The organism is Nocardioides sp. JS614 (genome assembly GCF_000015265.1).
Classification (GTDB): Bacteria; Actinomycetota; Actinomycetes; order Propionibacteriales; family Nocardioidaceae; genus Nocardioides.
Genome location: NC_008699.1, coordinates 538,328 through 554,964 on the forward strand (window position 1 = coordinate 538,328; position 16,637 = coordinate 554,964).

A 16,637-nucleotide genomic window follows, 5' to 3' on the forward strand; every position below is an offset into this window, starting at 1 on the left:
GGTGGACCGAGTGGACACGGTGGTCGAACCAGTCGCCGGGTGGCTGGCGGCCGACGACCCGGAACCGTGGGTGGTGGAGACCTCCGGCTCGACCGGTGCCCCGAAGCGGGTGGTCCTCCCGCGCGACGCCGTGCTCGCCTCGGTGCGCGCCTCCGCCCGCCGCGTGGGGGCCACGGGCCAGTGGCTCCTCGCCCTGCCGCCGGCGTACGTCGCGGGCCTCCAGGTGGTCTGCCGGTCCCTGGCCGCCGGGCACCCGCCGGTGCTGCTCGAGGACCACGGCTCCTTCGCGGCCGCGGCGGCCGCGATGGCGCCCGGCGAGCGGTTCGTCTCGCTGGTCCCGACCCAGCTGCACCGGCTGCTGGAGACCGACGCGCCCGCGCTGGCGACGTTCCACACCGTGCTCCTCGGCGGCGGTCCGATCGACCCGGCGCTGCGCCGCCGGGCAGCGGACGCCGGTGTCCACGTGATCGCGACGTACGGATCCGCGGAGACCGCCGGCGGCTGCGTCTACGACGGCGTCGCGCTCGACGGGGTCGCCGTCGCGCTCGACGCCGACGGCCGGGTCCGGATCGCGGGCCCGACGCTCTTCGCGGGGTACGCCGGCGACCCGGAGCTGACCGCCCGGGTCCTGGTCGACGGGTGGTTCCGCACCGCCGACGCCGGCCGGCTCGACGAGGACGGGCGGCTCCAGGTGCTCGGCCGGATCGACGACATGGTGGTCACCGGCGGCGTGAACGTGCCCGCCCCCGCGGTCGCCGCCCGCCTGCGCGAGCACCCCGACGTCGAGGCGGCCGAGGTGCTCGGCGTCCCCGACGAGGAGTGGGGCAACCGCGTGGTCGCGTTCGTGGTCGGCCCGGTCTCCCTCGACGTGGCGCGCGACTGGGTCGCCGCGGCCCACCCGCGGTCCTGGGCGCCGCGCCAGCTCGTCGCCCTCGACACGATCCCCCTGCTCGGCAACGGCAAGCCGGACCGGTTGGCGCTGCGGCACGCTGCCGTCGAGGAGTGGGCATGATCGTCTGGTCGGTGCCGATGCGGACCCGGTTCCGCGGCATCACGGTCCGCGAGGGGGTGCTGCTGCGGGGCCCCGCCGATGCCGAGCGGCCGGGTTGGGGGGAGTGGAGCCCGTTCCTCGAGTACGACGCGGCCGTCGCCGAGCCCTGGCTGCGCTGCGCGGAGGAGGCTGCGGCGGGCGACTGGCCGGCGCCGCTGCGCGACCGGGTGCCGGTGAACGTCACCGTGCCGGCCGTGGGACCACAGCAGGCGCACGCGATCGTGCTGGCCGGCGGCTGCCGGACGGCCAAGGTCAAGGTCGCCGAGCCCGGCCAGACCGCGGCCGACGACCAGGCGCGGCTCGAGGCGGTCCGAGACGCGCTGGGCGCAGACGGGCGGGTGCGCATCGACGTCAACGGCCTGTGGGACCTCGACACCGCGGTCGCCTCGATCCCCGTGCTCGACCGGGCGGCCGGTGGCCTCGAGTACGTCGAGCAGCCCTGCGCGAGCGTCGAGGACCTGGCCGCCGTACGCCGCCGGGTCGACGTGCCCATCGCCGCCGACGAGTCGATCCGCCGGGCCGCGGACCCCTACCGGGTGCGCGACCTGGAGGCCGCCGACGTCGCGGTGCTCAAGGTGCAGCCGCTCGGCGGGGTGCGGGCCTGCCTGCGGATCGCCGAGGACATCGGGCTGCCGGTCGTGGTGTCCTCGGCGCTGGAGACCAGCGTCGGGATCGCCGCCGGGGTCGCCTTGGCCGCCGCCCTGCCGGAGCTGCCGTACGCCTGCGGGCTCGCCACCGTGCAGCTGCTCACGGCCGATGTCGTCACCGAGTCACTCCTGCCGGTCGGCGGCGAGCTGCCGGTGCGCGCAGTGCAGGTCGACGAGTCGCTCGCGCCCGCCGACCCGGACAGGGTCGCCCACTGGGAGGCGCGGCTGGCCGAGGTGCGCGCGCTGCGACAGGATCGTCCCTCGTGACCGCCCCTGAGCCCGCCCCGGAGTCCGCCACCGCCACCGCCCGCCGGATCCTGGCGGCCCTGGTCGAGGCCGGCGTCACCGAGATCGTGGTCGCCCCCGGGTCGCGGAACGCGCCGCTGTCGTTCGCGGCGTACGACGCCGCCGCCGCGGGCCTGGTCCGGCTGCACACGCGCCTCGACGAGCGGACCGCCGGCTTCCTCGCGCTCGGCCTCACCAGGAGCGGCCGGCGGGCAGCCGTGGTCTGCACGTCCGGCACCGCGGTCGCCAACCTGCACCCGGCGGTCCTCGAGGCGGCCCACGCCGGCGTCGACCTGGTCGTCGTGTCCGCCGACCGGCCGGCCCGGCTGCGCGGCACCGGCGCGAACCAGACCACCGACCAGGTCGGCATCTTCGGCCCCCTGGTTCCCACCCAGGACGCCAGCGGCCCGGTCGAGCTGCTGACCGCGGGCCCGGTCCATCTCAACGTCCCGCTCGAGGAGCCGCTCGTCCCCGACGACCGCTGGCTCCCGGACGTGGTGCCGGGGGAGCCGGCCCACCGGGTGATCCCCGCGTCCCTGACCGTGCTGGCGCGGGGGCCGCGCACGGTCGTGGTCGCCGGTGACGACGCCGGCCCGCGGGTCCGGGTCCTGGCCGAGCAGGCCGGCTGGCCGCTGCTCGCCGAGCCGTCCAGCGGGTCGCGCACCGGGGACAACGCGATCCGCACCTACCGGCTGCTGCTGGACGGCGACCTCGGCGCGCGCGTCGAGCGGGTCGTGGTCGGCGGTCACCCCACGCTGTCCCGCCCGGTCAGCCGGCTGCTGGCCCGACCGGACGTGGAGGTGGTCGACCTCGGTGCCTGGGGGGTCTGGAGCGAGCGACCCTTCCCCGTGCACTCCCGGATCCTCGGTGGCGTCGGCGTCGACGCCCCGGTCGACGCGGCCGACGGCACGGCCGACGACACGGACTGGCTGGAGGAGTGGCGGACGGCGGACCGGGCGGTGTCCGCCCGGCTGGACGCGCTGCTCGCCGCCGAGCCCGGGCTCACGCCGCACGAGGTCGCGGGCGCGGTCGCCCGGGCCCTGCCCGCCGGCGGGCTGCTCGTCGTCGGCGCCTCGAGCCCGATCCGCGACCTGGACCTGATGGTGCCGCGCTACGACGTGGGCGCCCGGCGCAAGGTGGTCGCCAACCGCGGCCTCGCCGGCATCGACGGCACCATCTCGACCGCGGTCGGCGCCGCCCTGGGCCGGCCGCGCAGCACCCGCGCCCTGACCCTGATGGGGGACGTCACGTTCCTCCACGACGCCGGCGCGCTGGTGATCGGGCCCGGTGAGGCGGTCCCCGACCTCACGATCGTCGTGGTCAACGACGACGGCGGTTCGATCTTCGCGATGCTCGAGCAGGGGGCGGCGGAGTACGCCGACCAGTACGACCGGCTCTTCGGCACCCCGCACCGGGTCGACCTCGCCAGCCTCTGCGCCGCGACCCGCACGCCCCACTGGCGGGTCGACTCCCTGGCCGAGCTCGAGCACGCCCTCGCCTCGCCCGCGGGCGGGATCGAGGTGGTGGAGGCCGTCGTACGCCGCGACAACCGGCGCGACCTCGACGAGCGGATCCGCGCGCTGCGTCCCTGACAGTCCGGTCCGTCCGACCGCCGGTCCGCGACAATGGCGGACGTGGACACCGCCCTCTTCCTGGTCGCGCTGGCCGTCGCCGTGCTCGCCGGCGTGGTGGTCGCCGGCCGGATCGGGGTGCCCGCCCCGCTGCTGCTCGTGGTCGCGGGCGTCGCCGCGTCGTTCCTGCCGTTCCTGCCCGAGGTGCATCTCGAGCCGGACGTCGTGCTGTTCGGGCTCCTGCCGCCGCTGCTCTACTCGGCGGCGATCACGTCCTCGCTCGTGGACTTCAACGCCAACCGCCGCCCGATCCTGCTGTTGTCGGTCGGCCTCGTCGTCTTCACGACCCTCGGCGTCGGCGTTCTCGTCCACGAGCTGGTGCCCGGCCTGTCCTGGCCGGTCGCGTTCGCGCTCGGGGCGGTCGTCGCGCCACCGGACGCCGTCGCGGCCACCTCCATCGGCCGGCACATCGGGCTCCCCCGCAGGGTCGTGACGATCCTCGAGGGCGAGTCCCTGTTCAACGACGCGACCGCGCTGGTCTCGCTGCAGACCGCCCTCGGGGCAACACTGGTGGGGGTCGAGCTCTGGCGTGTCGGCCTGGACTTCGTGGTCGCCGCGGGCGGGGGCGTGCTGATCGGGGTGGTCGTCTTCCTCGTGGTCGGGGCGATGCGCAGGCGCCTGAGCGATCCGATGCTCGACGTCGCGATGTCCTTCGTGATCCCGTTCACGGCGTTCCTCGCTGCCGAGGAGGTCCACGCGTCGGGCGTCGTGGCCGTCGTGACCGCCGGCCTGCTGCTCGGCCACCGGGCGCCCGTCCTGCAGACCGCGCAGTCGCGGATCGCCGAGCGGATCAACTGGCGCACGATCGCGTTCCTGCTCGAGAACACCGTGTTCGCGCTGATCGGACTCCAGGCCCGGTGGCTGTTCGACGACCTGGGGGAGAGCACGCTCTCGCCGGCCCGGATCATCGCAGTCTCGGCCGCCACGCTGGTCGCGGTCATCGTGCTGCGGCTCGTGTGGGTCTTCCTCTCGCGCTCGCTGCTGGTCCGCCCGCGCGTGGACCCCGCGACCGGACAGGTTCCGCCGTGGTCGTTCACACTCCTGCTCGGCTGGTCCGGCATGCGCGGGGTGGTCACCCTGGCCGCGGCGTTCCTGATCCCGCCCGACACCCGGCACCGCGAGGTGCTGCTCGTCGTCGCGTTCGCCGTCGTGGCGGGCACCCTGCTCGTCCAGGGGCTCAGCCTGCCGTGGCTCACCCGCCGGCTGCACGTCCCCGCCCCGGACCCGCTCGACGACGCGCTCGCCCGCGCCACCCTGCTCCAGCAGGCGTCGAAGGCGGCGGTCGAGGAGCTCGAGCGGCAGGAGTACGACGACCAGGCCGGCGTGGGCGACCTGATCCGGCAACGGCTCGACCAGCGGAACTTCGCCGCGTGGGAGCGCCTGGGGACCACCGCCGACCAGGAGTCACCGGCCGCCGTCTACTACCGCATCCGGATGGCGATGATCGCCGCCGAGCGCCGACGGATCCTGGAGATCCGGCGCTCCGGCACCGTGGCCTCCGAGGTGATCGCCGAGGTGCTCTCGATGCTCGACGTCGAGGAGTCGATGCTCGACAACGCCCACCAGGAGCGGGACGAGGCCGAGGACTACGCCCGTCGGCGCTGGACGCTCGGGGAGACCTGCGACGACCTGGGCCGCTACCCGGTCGTCGACGCCGAGCCCGCGACGTACTGCCAGGCCTGCCTGGACGAGGGCACCCGCTGGGTGGCGTTGCGCCGCTGCCTGGAGTGCGGCAACCTCGCCTGCTGCGACTCCTCACCCCGCCAGCACGCCACCGCGCACTTCCGGGAGACCCAGCACCCGGTCATGCAGTCCGCCGAGCCCGGCGAGGACTGGCGCTGGTGCTACCTCCACCACCTGACGGCATGAGGCGGAGGTGTCGCCGGCTGGCGGGTCGTGTGCCTGAGCACGCTCCATGGCGCGTTCTCAGGCACACGACCCGATCGGCGCCGGGTGCTCGAACCGGATCGGGAAGCTCAGCGCCCCGGTGTTGCCGGAGATCGGCAGCCACCTGCCCGGCCCGTCGGGCTCGGCGCCGGGCATCCGGCGGGCCAGCAGCGGCAGCGCCACGGCCATGTCGGTGCGGGCGACGAAGTGCCCGAGGCAGTGGTGCACCCCCGCGCCGAACCCGTGGTGCGGCGGCCGCTGCTGGGTGATGTCGAAGGACGGGTCCGGCATCGCCGCCGGGTCGGTGCCGGCGCTGTGCGAGAGCATCTGCACGATGCCACCCTTCGGGATTCGCAGGCCCTGGAGCTCCACGTCCTCCAGGGCCTCCCGGGTCACCCAGGTCACCGTCGGGTTGACCCGCATCACCTCCTCGACCGCGTTCTCGCCGAGCTCCGGGTGCTCGCCCAGGAGCCGCCACTGGTCGGGGTGCTCGAGCAGCGTCTGGACGGCGAGGCCGAGCTGGTTGCGGGTCGTCTCCATGCCGGCGAAGGCGAGGAACACCAGGGCCACCCCCAGCTCGTGGCGCGAGAGGCGGTCGCCGTCGGCGGTGGCCTGCACGAGGGTGGTCACGAGGTCCTCGCGCGGGTGCGCGGCCCGGTCGGCGACCACCTCGTCGACGTACCCGTAGAGGCCGTCCAGCGCCGCCTCGATCCGCGGCACCTGGTTGCCGACGTCGATGGAGAACGACGCGCCCAGGTCGTCGGCCCAGTGCGCGACCTGCTGCCAGTGGTCCTCCGGGAGGCCGAGGAGCACGCAGATGATGCGCGCGGCATACGGCTCGGCGAACTCGCTCACGAACTCCACGGACCCGCGGTCGGCGAAGCCGTCGATCAGCTCGTTGGCCAGCGCCTGGAACCGGGGCCGCATCGCCGCGATCGTCTTGTTCCGGAACGCCGGCATCAGCAGCCGTCGGATCCGGGCGTGGTCGTCGCCCTCCAGGCTGAGCAGGGTCTCCTGCCACCAGTCGGAGAACAGCCCCGAGTGGATCCCGTTCTGCGCCGGCCAGCGGGCGTTGCCCTGCCGGAACCGCCGGTCGCGCAGGAGCGCGCTGACCTCCGCGTAGCGCAGCACGGCCCAGCCCCAGTTGGTCTCGACGTACCAGTCCTGGTCGCGGGCTGCGTGGACCTGTGCGGACGTCACGTCGAACGCCGGGTCGGAGAGATCGAAGTAGGTCATCCGGGTGCCCCCTCGCGATCGGGTGTCGGAGGAGCCTAGCGGCGCAGCCGTGCGGACTCACGGGTTGGTCGGGCGCACCATCCGGATCTCGCAGGTGTCGAGGCCGGCGTAGTGCTCGCGGGCTCCGTCCGGGACGAACCCGTTGCGGCGGTAGAACGCCTGCGCCCGGGCGTTGTCCTCGAGGACCCACAGCGAGCAGGCGGCGTCGGGCCGGACCGCGTCCCAGAGCGCCTGGCCGAGCCCGGTGCCCCACCACGCGGCGCGCACGTAGATCGCGTACAGCTCCTGGGGCGTGGCGCCGTCGTCGTCGCGGCTCGGCCCGACGACGGCGAACCCGACCGGCTCGCCGCCCGCCTCGGCCAGCACCCGTGGCGGGCCGTCGACGAGGTGCTTGGTCCAGGCCGCCACCCAGCGGTCCAGGTCCGTGACCCGCTGCTCGAGCAGCGCGGCGTCGACGTACGGCGCGTAAGCCTCGCGCCAGCAGGCGGCGTGCATCGCGGCGCACGCGGCGGCGTCGGCCGGCACCGCCGCGCGGAGCCGGACGTCGGGGGCGGGCGCGGTCACGCGAGCATCGTATGGACGGCGAGCCCGGCGACGACCACCGCCGAAACCAGGCCGGTGACGAGGTGGGCCCGGTGGCCGGTCGCGATCCGGCCGAGGGCGGCGCCCCCGCCGGCGAGCAGCAGCTGCCAGGACGCACTGGCGAGGAACGCCGCGAGCACGAACACCACGCCCTCGGCCGGTCCGGCGACGAGGCCCTGGTTGCCGAGGACGACGGCGGCGAAGTACACGACGGTCGTCGGGTTCACCGCCGTGATGCCGAGGAACATCGCGTACGCCGTCCGCGGCCGCAGCGATGGGACCTCGCGCACCCGGCCGGCGGACCGGAGGGCGTGGGCAGCGGTCAGACCGGCGACGCCGAGCAGCACCAGGCCGCTCGCGATGCTCAGCGCCCGGCTGACCGGCTCCAGCGCGGCCGCGATCGCGCTTCCCGCGACGACCGCGAGCGCGGCGTACCCGCCGTCGACGGTCGCCACCCCGAGCGCACCCGCCCCGCCGACGCGGAACGAGGTGCGCGCCGAGAGCGTGACGAGGAACGCCCCGACGGCGCCGATCGGGATGGCGATCGCCCAGCCGGTGACGAGACCGGAGAGGACCACCTCGAGCACCCTGGGATCATCCCGGGACCCGGACGGCGAGGGCCACCGGATTACCGTGGGCCGCATGAGGATCACGAAGTTCGGCCACGCCTGCGTCCGGGTCGAGCACGCCGGCACGACGGTCGTCCTCGACCCCGGCGTGTTCACCGACCCCGCCGCCCTGGACGGGGCGGATGCGGTGCTGATCACCCACGAGCACGCCGACCACTACCTGCCCGACCACCTGCTCGCCACCGACGCTCCGGTGTTCACGATCGAGGCCGTGGCGGCCCACGTCCGCGAGGACGTCCCGGCGGTGGCCGAGCGGCTCACCGTCGTCGCCCCCGGCGAGACCTTCGACGTCGGCGTCCCGGTGCGCGCCGTCGGGGAGCTGCACGCGGTGATCCACCCGGAGTTCCCGCGGTTCTTCAACAGCGGCTACGTGCTCACCCTCGGGGACCGCAAGGTGTACCACCCTGGCGACGCCCTGACCGAGCCCGGCGAGGACGTCGACGTGCTGCTGGTGCCCGTGTCCGGGCCGTGGCTGAAGGCGTCCGAGGCGATCGACTTCGCCCGGGCCGTGAGGGCGCCGCGCAACCTGGCCATCCACGACCGGGTCTACAGCGAGGCCGGCCTCGGCATCATCGACGGGCACATGGACAAGTTCCTCCCGAAGGAGGGCCTGGAGTACGTCCGGCGCCCCGACGGCCACGACCTGTAGCCCGGGCGCCGCGGGGTCGGTTTCCCCGGTGAACCGGGGAAACCGGAACTGTTGACCCGAAACTTCGGGCCAGAAGTTCCAACTTCCCCGGTGAACCGGGGAAACCGCCCGCCGGTCCGTCAGGACGCGGTGAGCGCGTCGCGGACCGGGACGAACTTGGCCTGGGCCTCGGCGAGCTCCGCGGCTGGGTCGGAGTCGGCGACGATGCCGCAGCCGGCGAACAGCCGGACGGTGCGGCCCTCGAGACGGGCGGAGCGCAGGGCGATGCCCCACTCGCCGTCGCCGGAGGCGTCCATCCACCCGACCGGCCCGGCGTAGCGGTCGCGGTCCATGCCCTCGATGTCCGCGATCAACGCGGTCGCGACCGGGGTCGGCGTGCCGCCGACGGCGGCCGACGGGTGCAGCGCCTCGGCGAGCTGGAGCGAGGACACGGTGGCCGCGTCATGGACCACGCCGGCCACGTCGGTCGCCAGGTGCATGACGTTCGGCAGGTGCAGCACGAACGGAGCCTCGGGCACGTTCATCGACGAGCAGTGCGGCTCGAGCGCGTCGGCGACCGAGCGGACGGCGTACTCGTGCTCCTCGAGGTCCTTGGAGGAATGGGCCAGGGTCGCGGCCAGGGCCAGGTCGCGCTCGTGGTCGCCGGTGCGGCGGATGGTGCCGGCCAGCACCCGCGAGGTCACCAGGCCGCGCTCGCGGCGCACCAGCATCTCCGGGGTCGCCCCGAACATGCCGTCGACGTGGAACGTCCAGCACATCGGATAGGTCTCGCCGAGCCGGCCCAACGGCCAGCGTACGTCGACCGGGTCGCTCGCCGTGGCGACCAGGTCCCGAGCGAGCACGACCTTCTCCAGGTCGCCGGCGTTGATCCGTGCCACGGCGTCGGCGACCACGGACATCCACTGCTCGCCGTTCAGCGCGCCGTCGGCGAAGCTGACCGCGGCCGGGGCCGCTGGACGCTCCACCGGCCCGAGCGGGGGTCCGACCTCGCCGACCGTGGTGAGCCACGTGACGTCGCCGCGGCGTCCGACGACCACGCGGGGGAGGACCAGGATCGAGTCGCCCGGGTCGTCGGCGAACGCGAACGACCCGAACGACACGAGGCCGGTGCCAGGCTCGTTGACGTCGTCGTGCACGTCCGCCCGAGCGATGGTCTCGCTCCACCACTTCACGGCGTCGGCGAACCGGGTGGCCCCGCTGGTGCGCACCTGGGCGGCGACGCCCCAACCGACCAGGCCGTCGCCCCGCCGCAACCAGGTGACCGGCCGGTCGGCCGGGACCAGGTCCAGCAGGCTCGCCGCCTGGTCGAGATCGAGGCGGACCGTGCGGACGACGAGCGCGTCCGCCGGGGCCGGCGGCGGATCGCCGGGTGTGGGGCTGCTCGTCACCCTGCCGAGGGTACTCACGGACCCCGCCAACCTCCGCACCCACGGGCCCGGTAGCGTCGCCGGACGTGACCAGCCGCACCTCCGCCCCGACGTCCGGCCGTCCCTCCACCTGGGCGGGGATCGCCATCGGCGTGATCGCGCTCGGGTTGCTCGCCCTCTTTGCGATCGCGCTGCCGAAGGCGGTCGGCGAGGACGACGGCGCTGCCCGGCTCGTGCTCCCGGACACCCTGCCGGGCGGGTACGCCGCCGCCGACGACCCCGCGTCCTTCGAGGGTGGCGACTACGCCGACCAGGCCGACTCGATCGCCGAGCAGGAGAAGTCCAACAGCGCCTACGGCAACCGGGTGCTGCCGGAGGTGCTGGGTCACGCGGCCGCCACCCGCACGTACGTCCTCGACGGCACCAAGGCCGTGTTCGTGCAGGTCTTCGACGCCGAGGGCGGCGCCTTCGCGCCGAACAGCATCCCCGACCCCGAGGCCTCCGGCGGCGCGCCCGCGAACGAGGTCACCAACGTCGGCGACGGGGTCTGCATCCTCAGCTACGGGCAGGGGTCGACCGACGCCGGCCCGGCCGACCCGGTCTTCAGCCAGTGCCAGGTCACCCGGGACGGACGCACCGTCCAGATCGGGGCGCCGGACGTCGACGCCGAGGATCTCGTCGCCACCGCGGACGGTCTGCTCGACGACCTCCAGGGCTCCTGAGGACCCTGCCGAGGGTCCCGGTCAGGACCAGTACACGACGACCGTGTCGCCCACGCGGACCTGCCCGTAGAGCAGGCCGAGCGCGTCGTAGTCGCGCACGTTGACGCAGCCGTGCGAGGCGCCGGCGTACCCGACGGCGGCGAAGTCCGACGAGTAGTGCACCGCCTGGCCGCCGGAGAAGAACATCGAGTACGGCATCGCCGAGCCGTAGAGCCGCGAGACGTGGTCGGCGTCCTTCAGGTACACGTGGAAGACACCCTCCCGCGTCGGGGTCGTCGACGCGCCGAACCGGACGTCCAGGGTCTGTCGCACCGTCCCGTCGACCACCCAGCGCAGGGTCGAGCTGGTCTTGTCGATGCAGAGCACCCGACCGGTCCGGCAGCGCGCATCGAGGGCGCCCGGCGTGTTGCCGCGGTTGTGCAGCTCGGCGCCGGTCGGGGTGCTCGTCATCGCGCGGAGCCGGTCCAGGGTGCGCTGGTCGACCTCGCCGGTGACCGGGATCTCCCGCTTGGCCTGGAAGCCGCGTACGGCGGTGGCGGTGACGTCGCCGTAGACGCCGGTGACGTCGGTGTTGAACCAGTAGATCTGCTTGAGGCGGGCCTGCAGGTCGCGGACCTCGTCGCCCTGGTCGCCCGGGCCCAGCAGGCGCGGGCCCGGTACGAGCGTGGGCTGGCGGGTGGGCAGGTGGGTGGGCTGCCGGGTCGGTTCGTCGGCGGCCGTGGGGGCGGGAGCGTCGGTGGGGCTGCTGCCGGGTGTCGCGGTGGGGTCGGAGGAGCTCGGCGCCGCGGTCGGATCGGTGGTCGCCGGCTGGTCGGTGGACGCGGCGCCGGCCCCGGAGGCGGCGGGTCGCGCCGAGGAGCCGCCGTCCAGCGCGTCCCCGGCCACGAAGGCTGCGGCGCACAGCAGCGCGGCCACCGCGACGAGGAGCAGCAGGCGACGCGCGAGCAACATGGAGCTCTCCTGGGGAAGTAGACGAGTCCGACACGAGGGTGACGCCCGGAGCGGGCGCTCGGTTGCACCCGCGCGGCGAGTTCCCGCGGTCGTGACCAAGCTGTGACCCGGGACGCGGAGGGCGGGGCGAGCCGGCCGGGTCGTAGTCTCTGCCCGTGGTCCGTGCCGAGCTCGACAAGCAGCCCTCCGACGTCCGTCGCATGTTCGATGCGGTCGCCCGGCGCTACGACGTCACCAACGACGTGCTCTCGATGGGGCAGGACCGCCGCTGGCGCAGGGCCGTCATCGCGGCCGTCGACCCGCAGCCCGGCGAGCGGGTCCTCGACCTCGCGGCGGGCACCGGTACGTCGAGCCAGCCGTTCGCCGACCGCGGCGCGAGCGTGGTGCCGTGCGACTTCTCGCTCGGCATGCTGCGGGTCGGCAAGTCGGCGCTGCCGCACCTGCCGTTCACGGCCGGTGACGGCACCCGGCTGCCGTTCGCCGACGCGACCTTCGACGCGGTCACCATCTCCTTCGGGCTGCGCAACATCGTCGACCCGCTTTCCGGCCTGCGCGAGCTGCACCGGGTGACCCGGCCCGGTGGCCGGCTGGTCGTGTGCGAGTTCAGCCATCCGACGTTCGCGCCGTTCCGCACCGTCTACCTCGAGTACCTGATGCGGGCCCTGCCGTCGATCGCCCGCGCCGTCTCCTCCGCACCGGACGCCTACGTCTACCTCGCCGAGTCGATCCGTGCCTGGCCCGACCAGGAGGGCCTGGCCGCGATGGTCGCCGAGGCGGGCTGGCGGGCTCCGGCCTGGCGCAACCTCTCCGGCGGCATCGTCGCCCTGCACCGCGCCACCCGGTAGGTCCGACGGCTCGGCCGACGCCCTCGGGGGTGCTCCGGCGTCCCGTCTCGGGACCCGTCCGGGACCCGTCTCGGGGCCCGTTTCAGGGCCCGGTGAGAGCAGCTGGGAGCCGGCATCCGCGCGCCGCCACGGGCGTCATTTAGGCCACGTCCTCGTTGACTAAATCCGCAGGTCAACGACCGTTTCGGAGTGTCGTGCCGGGATACCTGACCCGCGCGTGCGGATGCCGAAGTGGAATGGTTAACTGTCTCTCGCGCCACCCTCGTGATTGTGTTCACAAAGTCACAAACGGGTCCGAGCCGGACTGGGGCCCGACGGGCGCAGCGGCACAGATCTAGAAAGGCGCGGCATGGAGCTCTACACGCCCGTGGTCGTCCTGGTCGTCCTGGCGACCGTCTTCGCCCTCGGCGGCGCGGTGATGGCCTTCGCGGTCGGCCCCACCCGGTACAACCGGGTCAAGCTGGACTCCTACGAGTGCGGCATCGAGCCGACTCCGCAGGCGGTCGGCGGCGGGCGGTTCCCGATCAAGTACTACATCACCGCGATGCTCTTCATCGTCTTCGACATCGAGATCGTCTTCCTCTACCCGTGGGCCGTGCAGTTCGACGAGCTGAAGTTCTTCGGGCTGGTCGAGATGGTCTTGTTCATCGCCACGGTCTTCGTCGCCTATGCCTACGTGTGGCGCCGCGGCGGGCTCGATTGGGACTGAGAGGAACCAACTGATGGGAATTGAGGAGAAGCTCCCGAGCGGGGTGCTGCTCTCGACCGTCGAGGGCCTGGCGGGCTACATGCGCAAGGCCTCGTTCTGGCCGGCGTCCTTCGGCCTCGCCTGCTGCGCGATCGAGATGATGACCAGTGGCGGCCCCAAGCACGACCTGGGCCGCTTCGGCATGGAGGTGTTCCGGGCCAGCCCCCGCCAGGCCGACGTGATGATCGTCGCCGGCCGGGTGAGCCAGAAGATGGCCCCGGTGCTGCGCCAGATCTACGACCAGATGCCCGAGCCCAAGTGGGTGCTGGCGATGGGTGTGTGCGCCAGCAGCGGCGGCATGTTCAACAACTACGCGGTCGTGCAGGGCGTCGACCACGTCGTCCCGGTCGACATGTACCTCCCCGGTTGCCCACCCCGGCCGCAGATGCTCATCGACGCGATCTTGAAGCTGCACGACAAGGTCCAGCACACCAAGATGGGCGCCCACCGCGCGGCCGAGATCGAGGAGCTCGAGACGGCGGCGCTGCGCGCGCTCCCCACCTCCGAGATGAAGGGCCAGCTGCGGTGAGCGACGACTCCAGCGACGTGAAGCCGGGCCCGAAGGGACCCGAGCAGCCGGCCGTCGAGCAATCCCCGGAGAACGTCCCGGCGCCCACGGGAGAGGTCCATCAGGTCGGCGCGCGCCACGGCATGTTCGGCGTGCGCGGCACCGGTGACACCAGCGGGTACGGCGGCCTCAACCAGGCGATCGTGCTGCCCGGCGACGCCCAGCGGCCCTATGGCGGCTGGTTCGACGAGGTCGCGGACGGCCTGGCCGCAGCGACCCGCGAGGCCGGCCTCGAGATCGCGGCTCCGCGGGTGGTGATCCACCGGGGTGAGATCACCTTCCACCTGCGCCGCGAGGACCTGCTGCCCGTGGCACAGGTGCTGCGTGACGACGAACGGCTGCGCTTCGAGTTCTGCGCCGGCGTCAGCGGGGTGCACTACCCCGACGAGACCGGTCGTGAGCTGCACGCGGTCTACCACCTGCTCTCGATGACCCACAACCGTCGGATCCGCCTCGAGGTCGCCGTCCCGGACGCCGACCCGCACATCCCCTCGATCGTGCCGGTCTACCCGACCAACGACTGGCACGAGCGGGAGACCTACGACATGTTCGGGATCATCTTCGACGGCCACCCGGCGCTCACCCGCATCCTGATGCCGGACGACTGGCCCGGCCACCCGCAGCGCAAGGACTACCCGCTCGGGGGCGTTCCCGTGGAGTACAAGGGCGGCACGGTCCCCCCGCCCGACCAGCGGAGGAGCTACAACTGATGGCCGACCAGGATCTCTACTCCGGCTCCAGCGAGACGACCGAGGGCCGGGTCTTCACCGTCACCGGGCAGGACTGGGACTCGATCGCCGAGGGCCTGGCCGAGGACGAGGCGCAGGAGCGCATCGTCGTCAACATGGGCCCCCAGCACCCTTCGACCCACGGGGTGCTCCGGCTGATCCTCGAGCTCGAGGGCGAGACGGTGACCGAGGCGCGGGCCGGCATCGGCTACCTGCACACCGGCATCGAGAAGAACATGGAGTACCGCACCTGGACGCAGGGCGTGACGTTCTGCACCCGGATGGACTACCTCAGCCCGTTCTTCAACGAGATGACCTACGTGCTCGGGATCGAGCGGCTCCTCGACATCGAGGACCGGGTGCCCGAGAAGGCCCAGGTCATGCGGGTCCTGCTCATGGAGCTCAACCGGATCTCCTCCCACCTGGTCGCCATCGCGACCGGTGGCATGGAGCTCGGTGCGCTGACCGTGATGACGATCGGCTTCCGCGAGCGCGAGCTGGTGCTCGACCTGTTCGAGCTGATCACCGGCCTGCGGATGAACCACGCGTTCATCCGTCCCGGTGGCGTCGCCCAGGACATGCCGCCGGGCGCGCTCGACGAGATCCGCGGCTTCGTGGCGCTGATGAAGAAGCGGTTGCCGGAGTACGCCGACCTCTGCAACGCGAACCCGATCTTCAAGGGGCGCCTCGAGGGCATCGGCCACCTCGACCTCGCCGGCTGCCTGGCGCTCGGCCTCACCGGCCCGGTGCTGCGCAGCACCGGCTACCCGTGGGACCTGCGCAAGACCCAGCCGTACTGCGGCTACGAGACCTACGACTTCGACGTCCAGACGTGGGACACCTCCGACTCCTACGGCCGGTTCCGCATCCGCTTGAACGAGATGTGGGAGTCGCTGCGGATCATCGAGCAGGCCGCCGACCGGCTGGCCGGTCTCGACGGCGCCCCGGTGATGATCGAGGACAAGAAGATCGGCTGGCCCAGCCAGCTTGCGATCGGCAGCGACGGCATGGGCAACAGCCTCGACCACATCCGCCACATCATGGGTGAGTCGATGGAGGCGCTGATCCACCACTTCAAGCTGGTCACCGAGGGCTTCCGGGTGCCGCCCGGCCAGGCCTACGTGCCGGTGGAGTCCCCGCGTGGCGAGCTCGGCGCCCACGTCGTGTCCGACGGCGGCACCCGCCCGTTCCGCGCGCACTTCCGCGACCCGTCGTTCACCAACCTGCAGGCGACCAGCGTGATGGCCGAGGGCGGCATGGTCGCCGACGTCATCGTCGCGATCGCGTCCATCGATCCGGTCATGGGAGGCGTCGACCGATGAGCTTGACCCAGGAGACGTACGGCGAGCTGCAGGAGATCGCCGCCCGCTACCCGGAGCCCCGCTCCGGCCTGCTGCCGATGCTCCACCTCGTCCAGTCCGCGGAGGGCCGGATCACGCCGGAGGGCATCGAGGCGTGTGCCGACCTGCTCGGCGTCACCGCAGCCGAGGTCAGCGGCGTCGCGACGTTCTACACCATGTACAAGCGCCGCCCGGTCGGCGACTACCACGTCGGCGTGTGCACCAACACGCTGTGCGCGGTGATGGGCGGCGACGCGATCTTCGACCGGCTCAAGAGCGACCTGGGCGTCGGCAACGACGAGACGACCGAGGACGGCAAGATCACCCTCGAGCACATCGAGTGCAACGCGGCCTGCGACTACGCCCCTGTGATGATGGTCAACTGGGAGTTCATGGACAACATGACCCCGGACACCGCCGCCCGGATCATCGACGACCTGCGCGCCGGCAACGAGGTCCACTCGACCCGCGGCCCGCGGATCGTCACCTGGCGCGAGGCCGAGCGGGTCCTCGCCGGCTTCCCCGACGACCTCGCCGACGAGGGACCCGCGGCCGGGCGGGCCTCGCTGGTCGGTCTCGGCCTGGCCCGCGAGCGCGGCTGGGCCGCTCCCTCCTCCGAGCAGGGTCCGGCCGCACACGACGTACCCGAGGAGCCGGCGCAGGTCGAGCAGGCAGCGGCCGACGCGAGCCCGCCGCCGTCCGAGGCCGCCACGGTGGAGAAGGAGAGCGGCACGTCCGAGACGGCCGCCGAGAAGGGAGACGCCCAGTGAG

General features: G+C 73.2%; 17 protein-coding genes. 12 read left to right on the forward strand and 5 right to left on the reverse strand.

Annotation, left to right across the window (positions count from 1 at the left end; translation table 11 throughout):
- Position 1 precedes the first annotated feature (1 nt).
- Genes NOCA_RS03980 through NOCA_RS03995 form a run of 4 tightly spaced genes read left to right on the forward strand, consistent with a single transcriptional unit; the run spans position 2 to position 5,483 of the window.
- On the forward strand, positions 2 to 1,012 hold the full coding sequence (locus NOCA_RS03980) for an AMP-binding protein (protein ID WP_140403789.1): 1,011 nt from the start codon (positions 2 to 4) through the stop codon (positions 1,010 to 1,012).
- The gene (locus NOCA_RS03985; protein ID WP_041546131.1) at positions 1,009 to 1,965 is read left to right on the forward strand and encodes an o-succinylbenzoate synthase; all 957 of its coding nucleotides are present in this window, start codon (positions 1,009 to 1,011) and stop codon (positions 1,963 to 1,965) included. The genes NOCA_RS03980 and NOCA_RS03985 overlap by 4 nt, the downstream gene beginning before the upstream one ends.
- Positions 1,962 to 3,575, forward strand: coding sequence for a 2-succinyl-5-enolpyruvyl-6-hydroxy-3-cyclohexene-1-carboxylic-acid synthase (menD, locus tag NOCA_RS03990; RefSeq protein ID WP_011754002.1), 1,614 nt, complete (start codon positions 1,962 to 1,964; stop codon positions 3,573 to 3,575). Before NOCA_RS03985 ends, menD begins: the two co-directional genes overlap by 4 nt.
- A 33-nt stretch (positions 3,576 to 3,608) precedes the next feature.
- A complete protein-coding gene (locus NOCA_RS03995; RefSeq protein WP_011754003.1) occupies positions 3,609 to 5,483 on the forward strand; it encodes a cation:proton antiporter domain-containing protein in 1,875 nt (624 codons plus the stop codon).
- Positions 5,484 to 5,540: 57 nt separating this feature from the next.
- Here the strand turns inward: NOCA_RS03995 and NOCA_RS04000 are convergent, their stop codons facing one another.
- Genes NOCA_RS04000 through NOCA_RS04010 form a run of 3 tightly spaced genes read right to left on the reverse strand, consistent with a single transcriptional unit; the run spans position 5,541 to position 7,906 of the window.
- Positions 5,541 to 6,737: a cytochrome P450 gene (locus tag NOCA_RS04000; protein WP_011754004.1), complete on the reverse strand. Its 1,197-nt coding sequence runs from the start codon at positions 6,735 to 6,737 to the stop codon at positions 5,541 to 5,543.
- Between the two features lie 57 nt (positions 6,738 to 6,794).
- Positions 6,795 to 7,301, reverse strand: a complete 507-nt coding sequence (locus NOCA_RS04005; protein WP_011754005.1) for a GNAT family N-acetyltransferase — start codon at positions 7,299 to 7,301, stop codon at positions 6,795 to 6,797.
- The gene (locus tag NOCA_RS04010) at positions 7,298 to 7,906 is read right to left on the reverse strand and encodes a LysE family transporter (protein WP_011754006.1); all 609 of its coding nucleotides are present in this window, start codon (positions 7,904 to 7,906) and stop codon (positions 7,298 to 7,300) included. Before NOCA_RS04010 ends, NOCA_RS04005 begins: the two co-directional genes overlap by 4 nt.
- A gap of 55 nt (positions 7,907 to 7,961) precedes the next feature.
- Here NOCA_RS04010 and NOCA_RS04015 point away from each other — a divergent pair, with 55 nt between their 5' ends.
- Positions 7,962 to 8,597, forward strand: coding sequence for an MBL fold metallo-hydrolase (locus NOCA_RS04015; RefSeq protein WP_011754007.1), 636 nt, complete (start codon positions 7,962 to 7,964; stop codon positions 8,595 to 8,597).
- A 119-nt stretch (positions 8,598 to 8,716) separates the two neighbouring features.
- Here NOCA_RS04015 and NOCA_RS04020 read toward each other — a convergent pair whose 3' ends face one another.
- Positions 8,717 to 9,985, reverse strand: coding sequence for an isochorismate synthase (locus NOCA_RS04020; RefSeq protein ID WP_041546133.1), 1,269 nt, complete (start codon positions 9,983 to 9,985; stop codon positions 8,717 to 8,719).
- 65 nt (positions 9,986 to 10,050) lie between these two features.
- Between NOCA_RS04020 and NOCA_RS04025 the strand changes: the two genes are divergently transcribed.
- Positions 10,051 to 10,686, forward strand: coding sequence for a hypothetical protein (locus tag NOCA_RS04025; RefSeq protein WP_041546134.1), 636 nt, complete (start codon positions 10,051 to 10,053; stop codon positions 10,684 to 10,686).
- A gap of 21 nt (positions 10,687 to 10,707) precedes the next feature.
- Here NOCA_RS04025 and NOCA_RS04030 read toward each other — a convergent pair whose 3' ends face one another.
- On the reverse strand, positions 10,708 to 11,637 hold the full coding sequence (locus NOCA_RS04030) for a peptidoglycan-binding protein (RefSeq protein WP_011754010.1): 930 nt from the start codon (positions 11,635 to 11,637) through the stop codon (positions 10,708 to 10,710).
- 155 nt (positions 11,638 to 11,792) lie between these two features.
- Here NOCA_RS04030 and NOCA_RS04035 point away from each other — a divergent pair, with 155 nt between their 5' ends.
- From NOCA_RS04035 to nuoE, 6 genes are all read left to right on the forward strand, one after another.
- Positions 11,793 to 12,482, forward strand: a complete 690-nt coding sequence (locus NOCA_RS04035) for a demethylmenaquinone methyltransferase (protein ID WP_011754011.1) — start codon at positions 11,793 to 11,795, stop codon at positions 12,480 to 12,482.
- 349 nt (positions 12,483 to 12,831) lie between these two features.
- On the forward strand, positions 12,832 to 13,191 hold the full coding sequence (locus NOCA_RS04040) for an NADH-quinone oxidoreductase subunit A (RefSeq protein WP_011754012.1): 360 nt from the start codon (positions 12,832 to 12,834) through the stop codon (positions 13,189 to 13,191).
- A 13-nt stretch (positions 13,192 to 13,204) separates the two neighbouring features.
- Positions 13,205 to 13,759, forward strand: a complete 555-nt coding sequence (locus tag NOCA_RS04045; RefSeq protein ID WP_011754013.1) for a NuoB/complex I 20 kDa subunit family protein — start codon at positions 13,205 to 13,207, stop codon at positions 13,757 to 13,759.
- Positions 13,756 to 14,508: an NADH-quinone oxidoreductase subunit C gene (locus NOCA_RS04050; protein ID WP_011754014.1), complete on the forward strand. Its 753-nt coding sequence runs from the start codon at positions 13,756 to 13,758 to the stop codon at positions 14,506 to 14,508. The genes NOCA_RS04045 and NOCA_RS04050 overlap by 4 nt, the downstream gene beginning before the upstream one ends.
- The gene (locus NOCA_RS04055; protein ID WP_011754015.1) at positions 14,508 to 15,848 is read left to right on the forward strand and encodes an NADH-quinone oxidoreductase subunit D; all 1,341 of its coding nucleotides are present in this window, start codon (positions 14,508 to 14,510) and stop codon (positions 15,846 to 15,848) included. Before NOCA_RS04050 ends, NOCA_RS04055 begins: the two co-directional genes overlap by 1 nt.
- The gene (nuoE, locus tag NOCA_RS04060; RefSeq protein ID WP_011754016.1) at positions 15,845 to 16,636 is read left to right on the forward strand and encodes an NADH-quinone oxidoreductase subunit NuoE; all 792 of its coding nucleotides are present in this window, start codon (positions 15,845 to 15,847) and stop codon (positions 16,634 to 16,636) included. The genes NOCA_RS04055 and nuoE overlap by 4 nt, the downstream gene beginning before the upstream one ends.
- The last annotated feature ends 1 nt before the right edge of the window (position 16,637 follow it).